Annotated in this window: 18 protein-coding genes and 1 tRNA gene; 14 read left to right on the plus strand and 5 right to left on the minus strand. The window is 53.8% G+C overall.

Features of this window, described 5'->3' with window-relative positions; translation table 11 throughout:
• Positions 1–142 precede the first annotated feature (142 nt).
• The 3 genes from Q0932_RS14135 to Q0932_RS14145 all read left to right on the plus strand — a co-directional run bounded on the left by Q0932_RS14135 (position 143) and on the right by Q0932_RS14145 (position 2,741).
• Positions 143–730, plus strand: a complete 588-nt coding sequence (locus Q0932_RS14135; RefSeq protein ID WP_299354319.1) for a hypothetical protein — start codon at positions 143–145, stop codon at positions 728–730.
• 111 nt (positions 731–841) lie between these two features.
• Positions 842–1,972 carry an alpha/beta hydrolase gene (locus Q0932_RS14140; RefSeq protein WP_299354322.1) on the plus strand — a complete coding sequence of 377 codons (1,131 nt, stop codon included), beginning with the start codon at positions 842–844 and terminating at the stop codon, positions 1,970–1,972.
• 55 nt (positions 1,973–2,027) lie between these two features.
• Positions 2,028–2,741, plus strand: a complete 714-nt coding sequence (locus tag Q0932_RS14145; protein ID WP_299354712.1) for a homocysteine S-methyltransferase family protein — start codon at positions 2,028–2,030, stop codon at positions 2,739–2,741.
• Between the two features lie 268 nt (positions 2,742–3,009).
• On the opposite strand, the gene Q0932_RS14150 is transcribed toward Q0932_RS14145, so the two are convergent.
• The 4 genes from Q0932_RS14150 to Q0932_RS14165 all read right to left on the minus strand — a co-directional run bounded on the left by Q0932_RS14150 (position 3,010) and on the right by Q0932_RS14165 (position 6,669).
• Entirely contained in the window at positions 3,010–4,254 is a 1,245-nt protein-coding gene (locus Q0932_RS14150) for an APC family permease (protein WP_299354325.1), read from the minus strand.
• Positions 4,255–4,535: 281 nt separating this feature from the next.
• The gene (locus Q0932_RS14155) at positions 4,536–5,084 is read right to left on the minus strand and encodes an amino acid synthesis family protein (RefSeq protein ID WP_366141417.1); all 549 of its coding nucleotides are present in this window, start codon (positions 5,082–5,084) and stop codon (positions 4,536–4,538) included.
• Positions 5,084–6,259, minus strand: a complete 1,176-nt coding sequence (locus Q0932_RS14160) for an MFS transporter (protein ID WP_299354328.1) — start codon at positions 6,257–6,259, stop codon at positions 5,084–5,086. Before Q0932_RS14160 ends, Q0932_RS14155 begins: the two co-directional genes overlap by 1 nt.
• Positions 6,256–6,669 (minus strand): nuclear transport factor 2 family protein, encoded by a 414-nt coding sequence (locus tag Q0932_RS14165; RefSeq protein WP_299354331.1) that lies wholly within the window; start codon positions 6,667–6,669, stop codon positions 6,256–6,258. The genes Q0932_RS14160 and Q0932_RS14165 overlap by 4 nt, the downstream gene beginning before the upstream one ends.
• Before the next feature lie 184 nt (positions 6,670–6,853).
• On the opposite strand from Q0932_RS14165, the gene Q0932_RS14170 reads away from it, so the two are divergent.
• From Q0932_RS14170 to Q0932_RS14205, 8 genes are all read left to right on the plus strand, one after another.
• Positions 6,854–7,660, plus strand: a complete 807-nt coding sequence (locus Q0932_RS14170) for a LuxR C-terminal-related transcriptional regulator (RefSeq protein WP_299354334.1) — start codon at positions 6,854–6,856, stop codon at positions 7,658–7,660.
• Entirely contained in the window at positions 7,657–9,111 is a 1,455-nt protein-coding gene (locus Q0932_RS14175; RefSeq protein ID WP_299354337.1) for a LuxR C-terminal-related transcriptional regulator, read from the plus strand. The genes Q0932_RS14170 and Q0932_RS14175 overlap by 4 nt, the downstream gene beginning before the upstream one ends.
• A 230-nt stretch (positions 9,112–9,341) precedes the next feature.
• Positions 9,342–9,782 (plus strand): hypothetical protein, encoded by a 441-nt coding sequence (locus Q0932_RS14180; RefSeq protein WP_299354340.1) that lies wholly within the window; start codon positions 9,342–9,344, stop codon positions 9,780–9,782.
• Positions 9,783–9,825: 43 nt separating this feature from the next.
• On the plus strand, positions 9,826–10,299 hold the full coding sequence (locus Q0932_RS14185) for a hypothetical protein (protein WP_299354343.1): 474 nt from the start codon (positions 9,826–9,828) through the stop codon (positions 10,297–10,299).
• Complete coding sequence (locus Q0932_RS14190; protein ID WP_299354346.1) at positions 10,299–10,943, plus strand: hypothetical protein; 645 nt, start codon at positions 10,299–10,301, stop codon at positions 10,941–10,943. Before Q0932_RS14185 ends, Q0932_RS14190 begins: the two co-directional genes overlap by 1 nt.
• Before the next feature lie 464 nt (positions 10,944–11,407).
• Positions 11,408–11,481, plus strand: a tRNA-Gly gene (locus tag Q0932_RS14195).
• A 342-nt stretch (positions 11,482–11,823) separates the two neighbouring features.
• Positions 11,824–13,623: an ABC transporter transmembrane domain-containing protein gene (locus Q0932_RS14200; protein WP_299354349.1), complete on the plus strand. Its 1,800-nt coding sequence runs from the start codon at positions 11,824–11,826 to the stop codon at positions 13,621–13,623.
• Between the two features lie 151 nt (positions 13,624–13,774).
• On the plus strand, positions 13,775–15,313 hold the full coding sequence (locus Q0932_RS14205; protein ID WP_299354352.1) for an arylsulfatase: 1,539 nt from the start codon (positions 13,775–13,777) through the stop codon (positions 15,311–15,313).
• A gap of 78 nt (positions 15,314–15,391) precedes the next feature.
• Here Q0932_RS14205 and Q0932_RS14210 read toward each other — a convergent pair whose 3' ends face one another.
• A complete protein-coding gene (locus tag Q0932_RS14210) occupies positions 15,392–15,709 on the minus strand; it encodes an HPF/RaiA family ribosome-associated protein (protein ID WP_299354355.1) in 318 nt (105 codons plus the stop codon).
• A 201-nt stretch (positions 15,710–15,910) separates the two neighbouring features.
• Here Q0932_RS14210 and lysM point away from each other — a divergent pair, with 201 nt between their 5' ends.
• From lysM to glpD, 3 genes are all read left to right on the plus strand, one after another.
• Complete coding sequence (lysM, locus tag Q0932_RS14215; RefSeq protein ID WP_299354358.1) at positions 15,911–16,333, plus strand: peptidoglycan-binding protein LysM; 423 nt, start codon at positions 15,911–15,913, stop codon at positions 16,331–16,333.
• A 240-nt stretch (positions 16,334–16,573) separates the two neighbouring features.
• Positions 16,574–18,457 carry an acyl-CoA synthetase gene (locus Q0932_RS14220; RefSeq protein WP_299354361.1) on the plus strand — a complete coding sequence of 628 codons (1,884 nt, stop codon included), beginning with the start codon at positions 16,574–16,576 and terminating at the stop codon, positions 18,455–18,457.
• A 146-nt stretch (positions 18,458–18,603) separates the two neighbouring features.
• Entirely contained in the window at positions 18,604–20,163 is a 1,560-nt protein-coding gene (gene glpD, locus Q0932_RS14225; protein WP_299354364.1) for a glycerol-3-phosphate dehydrogenase, read from the plus strand.
• Positions 20,164–20,211: the final 48 nt, after the last annotated feature.

Genomic DNA, 20,211 nt, shown 5'->3' on the forward strand with positions numbered 1-20,211 from the left:
AATCTTGTGGGCCCCGGATACGCGCGCCCGGCTCGAAACAATGAATTTGGAGTTTGGGTGGTGCAGCACCCGAAACTTGCGCCGAGGCATCTTAGAGGATCTCCCGGCTCGACCAATCCCTGCATTCCGGTTAGGAGAAACCATGATTAAGAACACGATGATTAGGGGGCTGTTGTTCATTGTACCGGTGAGTGTGGCCGTCATTATTCTGGGACAACTATTCGGCCTTAGTATGAAAGTTGCCGTTGCGATGGACGCGTATATTCCCGCAGACCAAGTGGCAGGTGTTGCTATTTCAAACATATTGGCGCTGCTATTGGTCTTGATGTTTTGTTTCCTGGCCGGGCTGATTTCATACATTGCCTTTATCAATGACAAAGTGATCGTGTTTGATCGTGCTCTGTCTCAAAACATGCCTGGGTATTTGCTTGTGCGCAGTTTACTGGGCAGTCCGCAAGAAACGGAAAATGTTGTTGGAAACATCACTTCAGTCCTTGTGAAAGCAGAAAGCTGGGAACGTATTGGCTTTGAGATTGAGAGCTTCGACGACAAAGTTATTGTCTTTTTCCCAAATCAGCCCTCTGTGGTGACCGGCGTTTCGGTGATTGTGCACGAAGATCAGGTGCAGAAGTTGACCGTCCCACCACGTCAACTTTTTGGTTTCCTTCAGGTACACGGGCGTGGGTTGGGGGCGAAAGTCTCGCGGCCAGAAGCTGAGGAAACGGTGTGAGCTTGTTGCAAACACTGAGAATTACCACCGTTTCTGAAAGCGGAGTTGTCTCGGTATGTCAAAAGGAGAGCAAGGCTTTTGGGCTCGTGGCTAAGAGAGATTGGCAAGATAATGAGTATCAAACACTTCAGTAATATAGTGGATTGGGTTCGAGGTTTTTTCACGGTTCTTTCGATTGTTGGTGTGCTTTCGTCCTGTTCCCGCGCTCCAGATCTGGTTGGTGTAGACAACTCCAAAATCCCCGCTGTTTCTGTCACGGAGGCAACGCGGCAAAAGATATTTATCACCACCACAAGGCAAGCCACAGAGGTTGTTGGTGCATTCTACTCTGGCCAGAGAGCTCCGGAACTGGGATTGGCATCAGTTGTCGTATCAATACCACCCAATCATGTTTCAGGAGAGTTAGAGCGCTCCAAGAGGATGCCACCCGACCCAAGAACTGAATTTGCTGTCATCGAACCAACAGTTTATCAGACCGAAGATGCATTTATCAGATCCCTGAATGGTGCGCTCGCCAAATTACCTCCAGGTGATCGCGACATTCTGTTCTTTGTGCATGGCTACAATAACACTATCAGCGACTCGATCCTTCGGCTGGCCCAGTTTGTAGAAGACACCGATTTTAAGGGGGTGCCGGTCTTGTTCTCTTGGGCGTCGGCGGCACAGCCGGTCAAGTATGTGTACGATCTGAATAGCGCTCTTGCTGCGCGTCCACAGTTCTTGAAGGCCGCAGACCTCATTGTCAAAACCAAGGCAAATGGCGCGGACATATTTGCACACTCCATGGGCTCAATGCTGTTGATGGAAGCAATCGTCCTTGCCGAACAGGTCGGCAATTTCAACACCACTGGTCGCCTCAAATCCGTCATGATGGCATCTCCAGACATAGATATTGATGTGTTCCGGTCTCAATTGAGCTTGATAGACGAAGATCGCACCGACCTGTTTGTCCTGACATCAGAGGATGATAGCGCCCTTGGATTTTCTCGCAGAATTTCAGGTGGGGTAAGCCGGGTGGGCGCGTCCGACTCAGCCGAACTTGCCGAGCTTGGAGTGACTGTGATTGACCTCAGCAATATTGATGACTCGAAATCGGGTAGCCATTCAAAATTTGCAGGGTCGCCGGAGGTTGTGCAATTGATTGGTCAAGGCTTGAACAGCTCCAACCGTTTTGGGAGTAAATCAAACCACCCTTTTGAAACCATGATCTCTGGTCTACCTATAATAGTTGTATCAAACTGAAGGCGAATTGACCGTGAGGCTGTAAGCGATACTTGAACTGCGACTCCTATTGCCTGTGAGGGTAGGGGCAAACCGAGATCGCGGGGCTGCGCTTGGGTACGCTTCCAGTGAACTCAGGAAGCTTAATCAAGATGCTATCGCCATGATGGCAGCCGTACGGTCGGAAAGCGATCACGCTCCGACGGTCATCAGTGCAAATATTGGACCGCGCGAAGATGCTTACGCCCCGGAAGCGCAAATGCACTCGGATGAGGCAGAACGCTATCACTCGGAGCAAATATCTGCATTGGCAGAGACAGATGTGGATGTGATCAGCGGATACACTTTGGCGTATCCATCCGAAGCGATTGGAATGGTTAGGGCGGTCCGCCGGTTTGGGCTTCCGGTGGTCATCTCTTTCACAGTGGAAACCGACGGGCGGTTGCCAACCGGAAAGTCACTAGAGGAGGCAATATCGGAGGTCGATCCTGCGACTGACAACTATGCAGCCTACTTCATGATCAACTGCGCGCATCCTGAGCATTTCTCCGGAGTCCTCGAAGACGCACCGTGGATGCAGCGCGTAAGAGGTATCATTGCCAATGCCTCACGCTGTAGCCATGCTGAACTTGACGAAGCCGAAGAATTGGACGACGGCAATCCAACCGAGTTGGGTGTGCAGTTGTCAGATATCAGACAAAGGTTCCCTCATATTCAGGTTTTGGGGGGATGTTGTGGCACCGACATGCGCCACATGAAGCAGATCGTGACTGCTTTCCGCACACCGTAAGCCGACATTAGCCGCGCTGTAGAATAATAGAGGTTGGGCTCAATGCTGCCGTTAGCCGCAGTTTGTACCAAGGTCCGTTGAGCGGGACTTTGAAGTCATTCGCAGGTTTTGGCTCAACTGGCGCTTCCGGCCCATAGCCGACCTAAGTAGTATGTACAGCGAACGTCTGGAAAGAGCCCATTTTCCTGAATTTCTGTCATGCAGCGAACGGCGGCATTTAGTAAGTTGATTGTGATCCGCTACTTTGATGAAGCGGTCTCATCCTTTGTCAGAATAGCGACACGACCAACAAGATACAGCTGATGATTGTCCCGCATACCGGTACCAGCAGTGGGATCGAAAAATGATCATCCGCAGGTTCGGCCCGGCGCTTGATGGCAACTAAAGCCAAATTGACACATACGAACACGCATAGAACGATTTGCGATGTCCACTCAGCAAGGCGTGCAATTGGTAGAAACAGACTGAGCCCGAGGATACAGACAGCGACAAATGCGGTGGCGACAGATGGTGTATGAGTGTGGGCCGATAGTCGCGCAAAACAGGTGGGCAATCGACCACGATCAGCCATGCCATATATGACGCGAGACACCATGATCATCTGGATCAACACTCCATTCACGGTTGCCACGACAGCAATGGCTGTGAAGCTGATCTGCATTGCTTCTGGGGCATCAGCAAAGACGAGGGCCAATGGCGCGGATGACCCCGCCAACGCCTCCATCGGGACTGCCATGGTCACTGCGATGCAAGTGGCCAAGTAGAGGATGGTCGCAATTACAAGCGTGTAGATGATCGCTTTTGGAATTGTTCGACGCGGTTCTTCAACCTCTTCTGCAACATTCACCATGTCTTCGAAACCGATGAACGCAAAAAAGGCGAGCACCGTCGCACTGATGATGCCAGTCCAGTGACTGCCCCATAATGGTGGTATCAAGTCTTTCGGAGAGACGCCCAGTCTCTCCGTCATGGCCATGCTCCAGCCAATCACAACAATCAGGCCAAGAATTTCGATGACTGTGACAATACCGGCGACGACAACAGATTGGGTGATCCCCCACCATGCCAGTAAACCCATCGTGGTCACGATTCCTAAGATGAGGGCGGAAGGTTGCACGCCTGTCAGGCTGCCCAAGTATCCGGAAGCCCCAACCGTGATGGCTGATGCCGAAACCAACCCTGAAATTGCAACGAGAATACCGACTGCAGTTGCGAGATCCGCGCGGCCAAAGCCCGCATCCACGTAGGCGGACTCGCCGGCACTGACCGGATAACGTGTCGCGAGTTCAGCATAGGAGAAGGCTGTGAATCCGACGACACTCGCCGCGAGCAGAAATGCGACCCAAGCATATGGGCCAGCTTGTGCCGCAGTGACGCCAATCAGGACGTAAATCCCGGCGCCAACAGTAACCCCCAGCCCGTAGAGTGTGAGAAGTGGAAGGGTCAATGACCGATTGAGTGACGTTGTCAGAGGTGCCTTGTCCTGCGCCAACGGGATTGGATTCTTGACCATAGACCTGCCTTTGCGGGAGGTTAAACTGTTTGAAGCATTGGTAAGATAGAGGCGAAGATCAACTTCGGGATCAAAGGCGAGCTCTGAGCGAGCCAGTCCTTCGTTCAATCTTTAACAGAGCATTAAAGATCAGCATAGCAGACATTGGTGCGCCTGCAGCGAACGCACACTTTGTCCCGCGTAGCGGTCCTTCAGGTATTGCGCAGCTAAGGTCCGGTACGAGCCCGTTTTGCATGATGCAGCGTTTGAGCCTAATGGACGCTTAGAGAAATCCAACGCGATCAAGTGGAACTTGGGCCGGTTCCAACGCGCGGATGTGCACGTGTTCCGTCTGACAGTCCGACGCACAAAACGATTTCGTCTGCGCGCGGTGCGTCAGGCACCCAGAGCGTCATCGTGTCGATATGGTCAAATGACCATGCCTCGTCCTTGTGACCCAAAGGCAGATCAATCGACCCGCCCAGAACTCCAACCTTGTGATTGGACGGCATCAGAGATTTGCCGCCACTGATGGCTGTCCGCACCGGTTTGCCAAGTGCGGGGTGCAACAAGGCCGCCCCGTGTTCCATCGCGCCCGAAGATCCGACAAGAGCGGCTTTGCCATAGCAGACAGCAGGTGCTCCCAGCATGTCCACAAGCTCCTTTGACAGCGACCTCCCAAGCCGCGCGCTAACGTCGAAAAGGGGCGACAAGTCGTCTTGATGAACTCCAGCGTATGGGTTTCTGACAACCGCCAATGCAGCAACGCGGGTGATCGGATCGCACGCCTGACCCATTTCATCTGCGGTAATGAATTCCTTGATTAAAGTCGTTTTCCGAATGTCCATCATCACACTTTCCTTGCCTGTCTCATCACAAGCGCACCTTTGAAAAACTGGAATGCAATGCCTAGCGGCACCACAACAGCAAAGAGGGTCATTGCAAGAAACAATGGGCCTTGCGGATTGCCAGTCGCGTCAAGGATCGCACCGGCCAAAGGCGGCGTGAACCACATTATTGCATAGTAAACCGTAAAGAATACACCCATGCCAAAGGCCCTAACCTGGGGCCGCATGGCTTGCCCCGCCATTGCCATGATAACTCCTGCCGGTGCCATGCCGATCAGTCCAAACAGAACGCTTGCGCCAACGCCAACGCCAGGCAGGCCAAGTAACAATAGCGCTGCGATGGCACCGCCCATGCAGACAGCCAAGACTATGTTTCGTCCACCAATTCGATCCACGATCTGTCCGCAGGCCGCACCGGAAAAGATCATGATCCAGCTGCCGGCACTGATGATGCCAGCGGCAGCAATAGCGGTTTGGCCATGGCCCTCAAGAACCTTTGGCGCAAAGGCCAGATAGGTGACGTAGGCGGCGTTAAAGACGCCCCAGGCCGCCGCCGCACACAAGATCAAACGCCATTCCTGTCTTGTCAGCGAGATCCGTGTACCGCCCCTCGCGTCCGGCAAATCATGCGGCGGACGGTAAAGTAAATGGACCCCTAGCGCCGCGATCACGCAATAGATGGAAGCAACCTGAAACGGGATTTGCCAGCCGTATGTCTGGGCTAACCAGGCGTGGCCAACTTGTCCCATAGCGATCCCGAAAGGCCAACTCATCACAAGGATGCTCATGGCCGTGGCAATCTCGCGTCCTTCGAACCAATCCGCGACCATCTTGGTAAAATAGAGCGTTGTGAAAAGAAAACCGGCGCCAGCAAAAAGGCGGCCCATTCCTATGACCCAGCTGTCCGTCGCAAGCGACGAAGCGGTCCCACCCAACGCCAATGCGCATAGGCCTAGCACCACCATGATCCGGTCTGAAACATAACGCCCCCAATACCCGGCAGGTATAGCGAGGAATAAACCGGGTGCCATGAACAGCCCAATCAGGAAACCAATATCTGCATAGCTGAGTCCGAAGGCGATGACTAGTTCATCGCCAACGGAAGCTACGGTTTGAAACTGAAACCCGAGTCCGACACGCGCAAAAAACAGCAACCCCAGAATGCGCCAGCGCATCATACCCAGCCAAGCCCGCGCAGCGCATGCACGTCGTTCCAGATTTTGGTCATATGGCTAATTTTTTCGCCGTCAAACTGCATGACATAGGCGTAATCCGAGACAACGGTTTTGCCCGTCGGCGCAACTGGTCCACCTTCCCCGGTTTGCGTACCGTGAAATTCGGCGGCGGCAACAACGGTGCCGCGCGTTTCGTCTGCCGCAAAAGCCGTCAGCTTGTAGCGGCTATCCGGTACGGGGGTCAGAAGCCCCTTCATCCACTCAGCGTATTCAGCAAGGGTGGTCGTTTCTGCCAGAGCGTCAGCTTGACAGGAAAAACGCGCCCCTTCGTGGCAAAAAAGCTTGCAGCCTTCCCACCCTTTGCCGGTTTCGCAGGCTTCGAAAAATGATTTTGCTGTTTCATACTGTGTCACTGTGCTGTCCTCCGCATTGATTTGATGGTGTCAATGTAGATCAGCTTTCGATGTGCTAGGAATCGTGCAGATGCTGTATAATCTGCGTTCTGAGTGCAGTATTCAAACTACAGCATTTGCAGGATTGCTTGTTGAGCGCATTCTTACCAAACTCAGTACAAGGTCTTTTTGCGGAGTATTATGGGTGTCTGAACAATCAAGTCTCAGCCAAAGGGAATTGCAGATTGCGCAATCTTATGCGGGTGGCGAGACCTATCAGACAATCGCCGACACGCTTTGCATTGCACCTTCCACCGTGCGGACGCATCTTGCGACCATCTACCGCAAGCTTGAAGTATCCTCGAAACTGGAGCTTGCAACCCATCTAAATGGCGAAGCCCCACAGCCCCGCAGCCCATCGGAAATGGCTGCCGTGGTTTCGGAACTGGCGTTGAGCCTCGAAGAAGCAATCAGCCGGGAAAAAGCGTTGAGCGAAGTGTTGCGGATCATAAGTGCGGCCCAAGGTGATCTGGACGCAGTTATGCCGCTAATCCTGACCTATGCATTAGAACTTTGCGACGCGGAGTTTGGCATCCTGTTCGAATATCAGCAAAACGGAAAGTTCCTTGCCAATCACACAGTCGGAATTCCGAAACCGTTTCGAGCCTGGCTGGACGCGCAAGGTGTCTTCACTGTCAGCTCCGAAACGGGTCTTGGCCGTATGAGTAATCAGCGTGAGATCATCAGTATCATCGACGTCAAATCAGAGGCGATTTACCAGACCGACGATCCTTTGCGCTATGCCACTGCCGATCTTGGCGGGGCGCGGTCCTTTGTTGCAATCCCCATGCTTGCCGGTAACAATTTGGTTGGCGCATTCACGATCTATCGCCAGACCGTCCGACCTTTTTCCGAAGACACTACTCGGCTAGCACAGATGTTTGCGGCCCAAAGCGTGATCGCATTAGAGAACGCGCGCATGATCCATGCGATACAGGCGGCGCATTCGTGACCGGGAAACGTGGCAATACAAGTGTCCTGAGCGACCGCGAACACCAAATTGCGGCGGACTATGCACAGGGCGAAAGCTACCAGCAGATCGCGGATCGCCTGTGTCTTGCGCCATCAACGGTGCGCACACATCTGGCCGCGATCTATCGAAAACTTGGTGTATCCTCGAAGTTGGAGCTGCGCGACAGGTTGGCACCTGTGGCAACCACGCTCGCTGATTTGCCCATTGAACACCCCATCCGGCCCGAGAAACCGTCCATCGCTGTGCTGGCTTTTGAAAACATGTCCGGTGACCAGGAGCAGGAATACTTCTCAGACGGAATCAGTGACGATATCATCACGGCCCTGTCGCGTTCCCCTTGGCTTTTCATAATCGCGCGCAACACCACATTTACCTACAAAGGTACATCCGTCGATGTCCGCCGCGTTGCCGAAGAGCTTGGGGTTCGGTTTGTCCTGGAAGGCAGTGTCCGACGGTCAGGCGCGCGGGTGCGTGTTACTGCGCAGTTGATCGATGGCATAACAGGCGGGCATGTCTGGTCCGAACGCTACGATGGGCAGCTTGAGGATGTCTTTGATCTGCAGGATGAGATCACCCGCAACGTTGTGGCATCTATCCAGACGACAGTGCATCTCAGTACTATTCAAGAGCCAGTCGAGCGTGCGTCACGACCCGATCTGACCGTTTGGGAACTGACAATGCGGTCCTGGCATCTGCTCTATGATTTTACGCCCGAAAGCTACGCCCACGCCAAGACCTTGCTGGAACGTGCTTTGGCGATTGATCCCGAGAGCGCCGAAGCGAACATGATCTTGTCCTTGATCAACCACCACATCGCGATAATGGGGTTTGTCCCTGACGTCCTGCCTGCAATGGAAACGGCTTATGCATTGGCGCGACGGGCCACGCAGTTGGATGACCGCAATGAATACGCGCATTGGTCTCTGGGAATTTGTTGCTGGGGGCTGCTCAAATACGACGAATCCCTTGCAGCCTTGGAACGCGCCGTGGCTCTCAACCCAAACTGTTCATTGGCTTATGGCAGTCTTGGCACATTGCTCGGCATCCTTGGGCGCTCGGAAGATGCCATTGCCAATCAGGAAATCGCCATTCGCTCCAATCCTCTCGACCCCAGCATTTTCTTTCGCTTTTCTGGACTTGCGTTGGCACACTATATGGCTGGGCGCTTTGAGGCCGCAATCGAATGGGCCGAGCGCGCTATCCACCGAATGCCACGGTGGTACTTCGCACATTTTGTTTTAGTTGCGAGCTATGAAGCGCTCGACCGCCAAGAAGACGCGGCGAATGCAGTCAAACATTGCCAGAACGTCCTTCCTGACACCAGCATCAAAGATCTTGATCGTGTGCCTTTGAAAGACGCAAGAAAACTTAATGAATTGCGAGCTCGTTTGAACAAGGCAGGTTTTTCTAGGCAACCGGTAGTTCACTAAAGCAGCCCTTGGCGGAACCGCAGCGAATTGTCGCTTTGTCCCGCAACTGAGACATCCAAGACTTGCGCAGCCAACGGCTGGTTTTCCAAATTGCCGCCATTGGCGCATTATGCGGCGAATTATGGCAGTGAGCCCAAATCGACCAATCCAACAATAAATCAAGACGCTTTCGCGCACGTTGCTTTCACTCCAAGGAAGTGTACCCTGTAATTAAGGTGTGGGGCATTTTCATGGGATCAATAAAGAATTTGAAATTTTGGCATTTGGCCCCAATCGCGCTGTTGGTTTGTGGTACCGTAGCGGAGGCGTCAGGCCTAATTTGCGTCGAAGAACCTCCAAACGAGAACGACAGTCGTTTGGTTTATCAATTCACCCAATCTACGGGGGAAGGGTTGTTTGATGTTGAGAATGATGCAGTGACCGGCGGACCGGTTAGGATCGATATAGGTTCCGCTGACTTTGATATTGAACTTAATGATGGCCCTGTCGAATTGGAGGACGCGATTCTCTGGGAAGGTTTGGGCACCAAACTTCCAGATAAAATTCGTGTTCGTGTTCGTGAAGATAAAAACAAGGTTTATCAATTTCTGTTGGAAGACATGAGAGCAACTGTTGTTCAAGGGTACCGCCCAATCGCGCAGCTAAAGTGCAGAGTTCTGGCGACCGAATAGACAAACAATGTTGAAGGACGAAATTTCGAAAGGAAAATTGGTTATGAAGAAATGGATCGTAGCCGCGCTTTTTTTGAGCTTTGTGTTGCCTGTAAACGCTCAAGAGTCTGGCGCCTTGACCGGAGAATTTGATGGCACTGCCGTGTCATTTGAATTGATGCCGTCTCAAACAGACCACCGTGGAAATCCGGACTTTGGTTCCGTTTCGATGGCTTTCAAAATGGATATTGAAGGATCGGACCTGAAGATATTCTTTATTGGGTTCAATTTGATGGGCGGAAAAGTTGAAACACCGGAGGCGAGAATGTCGATTACAATGGTCGATAGCTTTGTGGCACGCCCAGACGAAACGTTTTCTGTTGTTGTTCAAGAAGCAAGCAAACAAGACGATTTGTTATTCTTGAAGGGAACGATTTCTCTTAACGCAGATTTCTCTGACGATTTCGGGCGAACATTGGATGCATCCAGAAGCCACGCATTTGAAGGCGCGTTTGAAGCAAAAGTTGGTGGATTGTAATGGCCGCCCGTTTGCATATTTGGACGGCCCTGGCTTTATTCCTTTTGATCGGGTCGCCTGCCGTCGCGCAGGTAAATTTATGCGATCCGGAAGATGATGGTGAGGTTAGCCAGTCGGACCAAAAAGAAATCTGTGTGGAAGAAGGAACAAGTTCGCAAGTGGGGGATTCCGAAAGCAGTGGGATTGGCGTGGGGTCGCTTTGCGGAAAACGGGTAACTTCGAGGGACATATCGGGAGACTATACGCTGAATGTTGGCAGCGCGATTATGACCGGCGGCGGCAAAGTTATTCCGTTGAACGTACAAAGCACATCTCAAGTTAAAATATTTGAAGCCGAGTCTGAGTTGATGATGGGCGATGGGGTAAACAACGTTGCATTGAAGTTTACGGATGCCGATGAGTGGGGACTGGAAGCGAGTCCTATCCTGTCCGAGGTAAGCGGCCCTGGGTTCGCGGCAGCTGTCGGATGTAACTCATCGGAACTCCCTCACTTAATAGGAAAAGGGAAAACCGACACCGTAGAGTTCGTCTACTATCTGATAGTTGAATCTGTTTCAGCGCAGAAGTTCCAATTGTTTGGTTTGGTTGAATGGAATGGTGGTGGCATCAATCAAAAACGGGGTGTTGTGCTTAGTCCGAATTAGATTGGCACCAAGTGACCGAACTTCTGAGCAGAAAAGTTGCCAACGACCACAAAGTCCGCGTTGCAGACCTTAGAGCAAAACGCAACGAACGTCCGCTGTCCGCCCCTATTTCCAGTTCCTGCTGATTGCAACATTTGTCAGTATGGGCTCGTACGGAACCTTAGCTGTTCAACGGGCCAACGGCGGCTTTCACCGGACCGCGAGTTGAGGGGTGACTTTCATAGGTAAGGAAAGATTTGACCGGTGGTCACAAAGAGACCGTTGAAGCGAATGCCGGTTCTACTCAATTCAAAATTGCATTATGAAAATCGGTCAAGATTGTTTCTCTCCTTTCATGGAGTTCTTAAGGCGATCCGTGTAAAGAACGGATCGCCAAATTCACCGCGGTCTGTTGAAACGATGCAAAAAGCTTTGACCCTGGGTTGACGCCAAAAATCCAATGAAATAGGAAGTGAGAACGCAGAGCGGGCGTTGTGTAATGGTAAGACCTCAGCCTTCCAAGCTGATGATACGGGTTCGATTCCCGTCGCCCGCTCCAAACAAATCTTGCCCACATTGTATAGGACGAGTTCAATTCAGACCCTATTTATGGTGTTGAATTGTAGGCCTTAATTCAATTCTGGAACCTGCCGGGGCTAACTAAAGGTGCAAGTTCAAAATCCGCAACACGATCCAGAAATGCCCCTCACCGAGGTCAAAACCGGGTAATGCGGAGTATTGACGAGTCGATGCGTCGGTCTTGCGGAAACAAGCTTTGCATTTGGTCGGATTTTTGCAAAAAACTATGGTCCAACATGTGACACCATGTGGCAACTCGCGGCTTGACCCCGCGCGCTGGCAACGCCACTAACGGCGTCACGCTATTACCAGGAAAGACAGCATGGCCAGACAACCCAAACCGCTCACGAGCGAAGCGGAGCGCGAGAAGTCCAAACGCGTTGGAGCGTTGCGCGGGCTGAAGCCCTTTCTTGCGCCATATAAAGTGTTGGTCGTCCTTGCCGGGTTTGCCTTGACACTGACGGCAACGATTTCCTTGCTCTTGCCCATCGCCGTGCGCCGCGTGGTCGATAATTTTGGTACCGAAAGCGATGCGTTGCTCGACAAGTATTTTCTTGTCGCACTTGGGTTTGCCGGTTTGCTGGCTGTCGGCACTGCGCTGCGATACCTGCTGGTCACACGTCTTGGTGAGTTTGTTGTCGCGGACATCCGCAAGGCAGTGTTTGACCGCGTTTTGTCGATGAGCCCGACGTTTTTTGAGAAAATCATGACAGGTGAAGTTCTGAGCCGCATCACCACGGACACCACGGTGATCCAGTCGGTGATCGGCTCGTCGGTGTCTGTTGCCTTGCGCAATGTTCTCTTGTTCCTTGGTGGTCTGGTGTTGATGCTGTTTACCTCGGCCAAACTGACTGGGCTGGTGTTGCTGATCGTACCGGCTGTCATCATTCCGATACTTGTGCTTGGACGCCGTTTGCGGGTGCTCAGCCGCGAAAACCAGGATTGGATTGCAGCCAGTTCCGGCAATGCATCCGAAGCACTGACGTCGGTTCAGACGGTTCAGGCCTTTACCCACGAAACACCTTCTCGCAAGGCTTTTGCCGACGTGACCCATCTGGCGCTGCGGGCTGCCAACCGTCGCATTAACACGCGGGCCGTGATGACGATGATCGTTATTTTCCTGATCTTTTCAGGAGTGGTTGGCGTTTTGTGGATGGGCGCGCGTGACGTGCGCGCCGGAGGCATGAGCGTCGGTGCTCTGGTCCAGTTTGTGATCTATTCAGTCATGGTCGCCGGGGCCGTGGGCGCCCTGTCAGAGATATGGGGCGAATTGCAACGCGCCGCTGGCGCGACTGAGCGTTTGGTGGAACTGCTGCAAGCCGAAGACAACGTGACTGACAAATCGAACCCGACACCGGTACCAAGCCCCGTGAACGGTGAAATCTTTTTTGATGACGTGTCGTTTTCCTATCCGTCACGCCCGAATATCTCGGCGTTGGACAAGGTCTCTTTGACCATCAAACCCGGTGAAACCGTGGCTTTTGTGGGCCCGTCGGGGGCTGGCAAGACAACTGTGATTCAACTGCTGCAACGGTTTTACGATCCCGATCATGGGCAGATCACATTGGACGGCGTAGCACTTTCAGACATGGCACGCGCTGAGTTCCGCCGCGAGATGGCGCTGGTTCCACAGGATGCCGTGATCTTTGCCGAAACGGCACGTGAGAACATTCGTTTTGGCCGCCCTGAAGCCACAGACGAAGAAGTTGAGGCCGCGGCAAAGGCGGCCGCTGCACATGAGTTCATCACCGCATTGCCCGAAGGCTATGACGCCTTTGTCGGAGAACGTGGCGTGATGCTGTCAGGCGGGCAAAAACAACGTATCGCCATCGCCCGTGCCATCCTGCGGGACGCGCCGGTGTTGCTCTTGGACGAGGCGACCAGCGCTTTGGATGCTGAAAGCGAGAGATTGGTACAGGCGGCCGTGGAAGAATTGTCGCGCGATCGAACCACCCTTGTCGTTGCGCACCGGCTGGCTACGGTCAAACAAGCGGACCGTATCGTTGTGCTGGAAGACGGCAAAATCGTTGCACAAGGCAAACACGATGACCTCGTGGCCGAAGGCGGGCTTTATGCCAAACTGGCCAAGCTGCAATTCACAGACGGCACGAATGGGATCTGACACTGCGGTGCGGGCCCATTCCATTGGTGCATGAAAACTTGTTCTGATCTCATCCGGACAGGCGGCTTATTGTACATATTAAATGTTTCATTTTTCGAAACCGGAAATCTCGGCTAGGCTCCTTACTATTATTTATTAGAGGAGTCATTTTATGCTCAGGAAGATTGTCTTATCGGCGGTAGTCGCAATAGCGCCCTGCCTTGCCCTTGCTCAGGAGGGGGAAAAACCCAATATCCTCATTATCTGGGGCGATGACATTGGCCAGTTTAACGTGTCCGCCATGAACCGTGGCATGATGGGGTATCGCACACCCAATATCGACCGCATTGCCGCTGAAGGTGCGCTATTCACCGACTGGTACGGTCAGCAAAGCTGCACCGCTGGTCGTGCGGCCTTTGTCACCGGCCAGTCACCGATGCGTACCGGCCTGACCAAAGTCGGCCTACCCGGCGCGCCGGAAGGCATGCAGATCGAAGATCCGACCGTCGCGGGGCTCTTGAAGAACCACGGCTACATGACTGGCCAGTTCGGCAAGAACCACCTTGGCGACCGGGACGAGATGCTGCCCACCAACCACGGCTTTGACGAATTTTTTGGCAATCTATACCACCTCAATGCCGAAGAAGAGCCAGAGCATGCGGACTATCCCAAGAACCCGGAATTCCGCGAGAACTTTGGCCCACGTGGCGTGATCAAATCCAGCGCTGATGGCGCAATCGAAGATACCGGACCATTGACGCGCAAACGCATGGAAACCGTGGATGATGAGGTCACCGCCGGTGCCATCGACTTTATGGATCGCGCCGTTGAACAGGAAAAACCCTTTTTCCTGTGGTGGAATTCGACCCGCATGCACATCTTTACGCACCTCAAGGACGAGAGTGCCGGGGTGACCGGTCAGGGTATCTATGCTGACGGTATAGTTGAGCATGATGGCCATGTTGGCCAATTGCTGGACAAGCTCGAAGCACTGGGCATCGCCGACAACACCATCGTGATGTATTCCTCGGACAATGGCGCCGAAACCTTCACCTGGCCCGACGGTGGCACCACCATGTTCCGCGGCGAAAAGAACACCCAGTGGGAGGGCGGTTTCCGCGTTCCGACGTTCATTCGCTGGCCCGGCACAATTGAACCCGGCACAGTGGTCAACGACATTGGCGCCCACGAAGACATGTTGCCCACGCTTCTGGCCGCAGCAGGTGAGCCTGACGTTAAGGACAAGCTGCTGGAAGGTGGCCACGAGGCCATCGGACGGACCTATAATGTCCACCTCGACGGCTATGACCTTGGCCCGGCACTACGGGGCGAAGCTGACTGGCCACGTAACGAGTTCCTCTACTGGACCGATGACGGCTCAGTCGCGGCGCTGCGCTGGCAGGACTGGAAGTTCACCTATCTCAAGCAACACGCCGAGGGTTACAAGGTCTGGACTACCCCCTTTGAGGTGCTGCGTGCACCGTCTTTGACCAACTTACGCATGGACCCGTTTGAACGTGCGGAAGCCGAAGACGCCATGGGATATCAGCGTTGGTGGGTCGAGCATATGTTTGTTTTTGCGCCCGCAGGGGCCTATGTGGCGCAGTGGCTTTCGAGTTTTCAAAAGTTCCCGCCACGTCAGAAACCTGGCAGCTTTAACTTAGACAACGTGATGGAAGCCATGATGTCTGGCTCACAAGGCAACCAGTAGGTTTCTTTCTGGTAAGACAAAAAAGAGGGCGTGACCAATTCTGGTCGCGCCCTTTTTTTACGTAGCTTCGCTTTCAGACTAGCGATGTGGGTCTTGCTTATTGAATTCGCTGCTCAGTCTTGCGCGCAGTTTTTTGGCAGCACCCTTTAGCGCTCCGGGAATGTCTGCGGCATCATGGCTTGCAGCCATTGGTCCCATGCCGCGTGGGCGGGCCTCAATTGTGCACCGAATGTGATCTGGACCATGTTTGTCGGCATTTTGATCCTTGAGATGCACCTCAACCCGCGTCAACCGATCCGCCAGATGCTCAAGGTCTGACGTCACGGCCTGTTCCGCGATTTCGATGACGCGCTCATCTCCGTGAATGAAGTTGTCTGTATTGACCTGAATTTGCATCTGAGGCTCCTTTCGGCTCTTCTATTCCTACAATTTATTTATGTGTCATACGGTCGGCTGCAAGGTCCGTAATGCGTGTTTCGAACGAATTCCGAAACAAATCTGAGCGGAAAAACGACGGGGCAAATTCGCTCTGAATTCCCCTTTAACCCGGCAGGTCTTCAGGCCACTCTCAGGCCATCATTAACTGGGAGAGACATCATGGGTCTTTGGAATTTTTTGAAAGGTGCGGGCAAATCGCTCGTTGGTGGAGATGACACACCGGATGCCGAGGCGCTGAAAGCCGAAGTGGAAGGCTTGGGGTTGGACGCCGAAGGGCTGGACATCACGGTCGACGGTGACAAGGTCACAGTCACCGGCGATGCAGTCAGCCAGGAAATGCGTGAAAAGGTTATTCTTGCCGTGGGCAACGTCGAAGGTGTGGCTGCGGTTGAAGATGCCAATCCGGGTGCCGATCCCAAATTTCACACGGTTGAAAAGGGCGACACACTTTGGGCCATCTCGGAAAAGGCCCTTGGCAAAGGCAACCGTTACAATGAGATTTTCGAGGCCAACCGCCCAATGCTGAGCCACCCGGACAAGATCTATCCGGGTCAGGTTCTGCGCATCCCACAGGACGCCTAAGACGGAAAGCAATCGGGGGCAGGGCAGCTTGCCCCCGACTTCATTTGTCGAATTCGACACGGAAAGCCGCAAAAGTTTCGGTTTTCGCTGGAAAATCCCAGCAAACCCCGCAAAACTAACGCAACGTTCCGGGCAAGCCTGACCCGGCGTCACCGCTCGTCAAAGCCTTGAGAGGGCGTGTATGCGCTCACAGCTAATGGACAGCCAATAATTTGGGCGGTGCAGGGGAGGAGAATAACAATGTCGTTTTCATCGGTCGAAGACCTTAAGAAACTCGAAGCGGAAATGCCGTGGGAAAAGCGCGATGTCGCCCCCACGTTGTACAAGTTTCTGACACACACCAAAGATCGTTTTCCGGATCGTCCGGCGTCGAGTTATCAGCTGTTGTCGGGACCAACTGACAAAGCTGAAACGCTGACATGGTCTGAGCTACATGCCAAAACCATGCAAGCCGCCAATATGTTCCGCGATATGGGTATCGGTGAAAAAGACAGTGTCGCCTATGTTATGCCCAACTGTAATGAGACGCTGATCACTTTGCTGGGCGGTATGATCGCGGGCATTGCAAACCCGATCAACCCATTGTTGGAGCCTGAGCAAATCGGCGCCATCCTACGCGAGACGGACGCCAAAGTGGTTGTGACCATCAAGTCCTTTGTCAAAACGGATGTGGCTCAAAAGGTGGCCGAAGCCGTGCGCCATGCCCCGCATGTGCACACAGTTCTCGAAGTGGACCTGAACCGCTATCTGACCCCACCCAAAAGCTGGATCGTCCCGCTGATCCGACCCAAGAACCCAACTGGACACCACGCGGACGTTAAGAATTTCAACAAAGAAATGTCAAAGTACCCGACCACACTGTCGTTTGAGGACAGTGCGGGCGACCGGGTCGCGGCCTATTTTCACACCGGCGGCACCACAGGCATGCCCAAAGTGGCGCAGCACCAGTATTCCGGAATGGTTTACAATGGTTGGCTGGGTGGCACGTTGTTGTTCGATGAGACGGACAGCATCATGTGCCCGCTGCCGCTGTTCCACGTGTTCGCCGTACATGTCATCATGCAAGCGGCCATTGCGTCGGGTGCGCATGTGGTCTTTCCGACGCCTGCCGGTTATCGCGGTGACGGCGTGTTCGACAACTTCTGGAAGCTGATCGAGCGCTGGAAAACCACGTTCATTATCACTGTTCCCACCGCTGTTTCGGCCCTGATGCAGCGCGATGTTGATGCCGACATCTCCACCGTGAAGACGGCCTTCTCTGGGTCCGCGCCGATGCCGATGGAGCTGTTCAAACGCTTTGAAAGCACCTGTGGCGTGGACGTTGTCGAGGGCTATGGCCTGACCGAAGCAACCTGCCTTGTGTCCTGTAACCCGCCCACTGGCGCCAAGAAAGTGGGCTCGGTTGGCTTGCCTCTGCCCTATACCGACGTTCGTATTTTCACCAATACGGTCGAAGGGCCGGTGGAATGTGCAACGGACGAAGTTGGCGAGATCTGTGTTGCCAACCCAGGCGTTTTTGCCGGCAACACCTATACCGAAACCGACAAGAACAAAGACCTCTATCACCACGAAAAATACTTGCGTACGGGCGATTTGGGCCGAATTGACGAAGACGGCTATCTCTGGATTACAGGTCGCGCCAAGGATCTCATTATTCGCGGTGGCCACAATATCGACCCAGCCGAGATCGAAGAAGCGCTGTTGGTGCATGCCGATGTGGCCTTTGCAGGTGCCATCGGCCAACCTGACGCCCATGCGGGAGAGGTTCCGTGTGCCTATGTCGAATTGGTTGAGGGCGCGACAGTGACCGAAGAGGAGCTGATGAAGCACGCCAAGGTGCACGTGCATGAACGTGCCGCGCACCCCAAGCATGTTGAAATCATGCCAGAATTGCCCAAAACCGCAGTCGGCAAGATCTTTAAGCCTGACCTGCGCAAGTCAGCCATCACGCGAATTTACAATGCAGCGCTTGAGAAAGAAGGCGTTCCAGCCCGTGTCACGAGCGTTCTGGATGACAAGAAGCGCGGATTGGTCGCGCAGCTGACCAACAATGGCGATGCCAGTGACGAAGAGGTCTCGAAGGTTCTTGGGGCCTTTGTTCGCCCATGGGAATGGGCCGAATAGGGCGAGACGCCAAGTGACAAAAACAGCGCCCGGCCCAGTGTCGGGCGTAACTTTTTGTGAACATCGAAATGCCGTTTGGCCCTTTTGTTGCATGTTAGTTGGCGCTAACAGAAAACTTGAATCCGCATTTAGGAAACGGCCCGATCATGTCTCGCGAGTCTGAAACAGTCGATATCTTTGTCATTGGCGGCGGCGTCAATGGTACAGGCATTGCGCGGGACGCTGCCGGGCGCGGCCTGTCGGTCGTGTTGGCCGAAAAGGGTGATCTGGCCTCGGCTACATCCTCGGGATCAACCAAATTGTTCCACGGTGGCTTGCGCTATCTGGAGTACTTCAAGTTCCGCCTTGTGCGTGAAAGCCTGATTGAGCGCGAGGTGCTGCTTGGCGCCATGCCGCATATCAGCTGGCCCATGCGGTTTGTGTTGCCTTTGCATCCCGACATGCGTTTTGAGGGCGACACGCCCACGTCGCGATTGTTGAAGTGGATCATGCCCTGGGCCAAGGGTCGGCGTCCGGCCTGGTTGATCCGGCTGGGGCTGTTTCTCTATGACCATATGGGGGGGCGCAAGATCCTACCTGCTACCGCGGCACTCGACTTGCGCCAAGATCCTGCTGGTAAGGGTCTGCGCTCCGAAATGGCCCGCGCGTTTGAGTATTCCGATTGCTGGGTGGATGACGCGCGCCTGGTCGTGTTGAACGCCCGTGATGCCCAATCGCGTGGGGCTGAAATCCTAGTGCAAACAGCTGTGACACGGGCTGTGCGTGAGAATGACTTGTGGCGTGTGACGCTGAAAGATGCAGATGGCGAACGTAGGGTTTACGCTCGCGCTTTGGTCAATGCTGCCGGGCCTTGGGTCAGCGACGTCGTATCGGGCGTGATTGGTCAAAACAGCCGTGAGGGCATTACCTTGGTCCGGGGCAGCCATATCATCGTGCCGCGCCTGTTTGACCATGACCGTGCCTATTTCCTTCAGGGACAGGATGGTCGGATCATCTTTGCTATTCCGTACGAGGATGACTTTACGCTGATTGGCACCACAGACGTAGCCCATGACGACGCAGATATTGCGCCTGTTTGCACGGAAGAAGAGCGCGACTATCTGATTGATTTAGCTTCACAGTATTTCGCGAACCTTATTCGAGTCGAGGATGTTGTCTGGACCTATTCCGGTGTCCGGCCTCTCTATGATGACGGGGCCAGCTCGGCTACCGCCGCGACACGCGATTACGTGCTGTCACTAGATGATTTTGGCGCGCCATTGCTGAATGTATTTGGTGGAAAGATCACCACCTATCGCCGTCTGTCTGAGGCTGCTTTGGCCAAACTGGCACCGTTTTTTCCTAAAGCCACAGCCCCCTGGACAGCGGGAGAACCTCTGCCCGGTGGCGCATTTTCCGTAGCTGACAAGGATCGGTTGACGAAAGTCCTGCGAGAAGATTATCCATTTTTGTCAGACGCCTGGGCCGCAAGGCTCATGCGAACCTATGGTACCGATGCCCGGAAGTGGCTTGCAGGGGCAACATCGCCGACCGAACTTGGAGCGGATTTTGGCGCAACGCTCAGCGAAGCGGAACTGCGCTGGATGTTCAAACATGAGTATGCCCGCACGGCCGAAGATGCTTTGTGGCGGCGCACCAAACTCGGGCTTCGCCTGTGCCGGGATCAACGCCTCGCGGTAAGCGACTGGTTTGCAGCCCAAAAATGATTGGCCTTTGCCAGGATTCGCGGCACTCTGCAGCAAAGACAGGAGTTC

The sequence above is a fragment of the uncultured Shimia sp. genome (assembly GCF_947498095.1).
GTDB lineage: Bacteria > Pseudomonadota > Alphaproteobacteria > Rhodobacterales > Rhodobacteraceae > Shimia.